The following is a 1,289-nucleotide window of genomic DNA, read 5'->3' as shown; positions in this document are numbered from 1 at the left end:
CCGCTGATTGAGTCGTTTCAGTTGGTGAGATCAAGTATGCAATGGGGGCTTGCCCATAAAGGTCAAGCATGACATGCAGGCGGACCTTATTGCCACTACCGTAGGTGAGTTCAGTCGTATCGGTTACCCAAACGTGATTCGGTTTGCTTTGGGTAAACCGTCGTTTGAGAAGATTGCTGGCTTCGTAATCAGCTTGCGCTTGCTTTCGGTTTCGCCGTGGTTGCCGATAGTCGGCTTTAATCCCATTCGCTTTCATGACCCGGCGGACGCGCTTCTTACCGACGGGGAAGCTAAGGCTTCCTTCCTTTCGGATTAAGCGGACCATTTTGCCACTCCCAACACTATGTTGATGTTCTAACTCTAAGCGTTGAATTAAGGCCAATAACTCTTCATCTTGAATCTCACGCCTTGTTTTCGGACGGTTAAGCCACTTGTAGTATGCTTGCCGGCTAATGCCGGCCGCTTTAGTAGCCTCCATGACGCTATAACGTGGTGACGCCGTTGCTGAGGTCATTTCCTGAATTGCTTGGTTTCGTCCGGTAGTCGCACCCCCCGATTGCGTATTTCGGTCAATTTTTTTGCGAAGGCAATTTGCACCTCCATTTCCCGATTTTTTGCCTTTAGTTCCTTGATTTCGCGTCGCAACTTATCAACTTCAGTTTCTGGGCCCGCCTTTGGTTGGTTGCGGGTCTTCCCTCGGTGGTCATGAAGGGCCGACCAATCGTGGCCAAAGTCACTCTTCTTGACCCAAGAGTAAACTCGGGAATAACTAACATTAAACTTTTGGCTAGCACCGGCATAATCATTTTGGTGCGCTAGCACCCATTTAGTGATCGCTACTTTCTCTTCATATGATACTTTTCGGCCCATCTTTCGCTTCGTCCTCCTTGGGGAATTCGTCTTGAATAATTCCCCATTATTATACTGGACCTTCCATTGGTAAAGTTGGGAAACGTTTCGAATCTGATACTTTACGAGAAGCTCTTTAGGCGACATGCCTTGCCGATAGTCATGGACCGCTTGAAACTTTAGCTCAGTAGAGTAACTTTGGTTCCGTGACGGTCGCCGAATTCCGGCTAAGCCGGCCGTTAGAAATTGGTGAATCCAAGTGGCTAAGGTCCGTGGTCGGAGTCGATGGTAGTCTGCAAAGACCGTAAGTGACTCAGTTGAATCTTGAAAGGCACTCAATAGTTGAAGTTTTTCGAGCGTTGAATACGTTGGCATACAAAAATACCCCCAAAGGCAACACTTTCATTTTTAAAAGTGTCAACCTCTAAGGGTATTGTACG

Annotated in this window: 2 protein-coding genes; both read right to left on the bottom strand. The window is 47.6% G+C overall.

Annotated features, from left to right (window positions below; genetic code table 11):
• The coding region (locus FC43_RS05015; RefSeq protein ID WP_156648283.1) for an IS3 family transposase at positions 1 to 514 on the bottom strand (514 nt) is incomplete at its 3' end.
• A complete protein-coding gene (locus FC43_RS11555) occupies positions 511 to 870 on the bottom strand; it encodes a hypothetical protein (protein ID WP_338086418.1) in 360 nt (119 codons plus the stop codon). The genes FC43_RS11555 and FC43_RS05015, both read right to left, overlap by 4 nt.
• Positions 871 to 1,289: the final 419 nt, after the last annotated feature.

The sequence above is a fragment of the Limosilactobacillus ingluviei DSM 15946 genome, assembly GCF_001435775.1.
GTDB lineage: Bacteria > Bacillota > Bacilli > Lactobacillales > Lactobacillaceae > Limosilactobacillus > Limosilactobacillus ingluviei.
The sequence above is the reverse complement of the archived record's forward strand: the minus strand, read 5'-3'. Positions and strand labels throughout refer to the sequence as shown.

Coding starts and splice junctions, on each gene's coding strand:
- FC43_RS11555 (WP_338086418.1), bottom strand. CDS start 870: ATGGGCCGAAAAGTATCATATGAAGAGAAAGTAGCGATCACTAAATGG.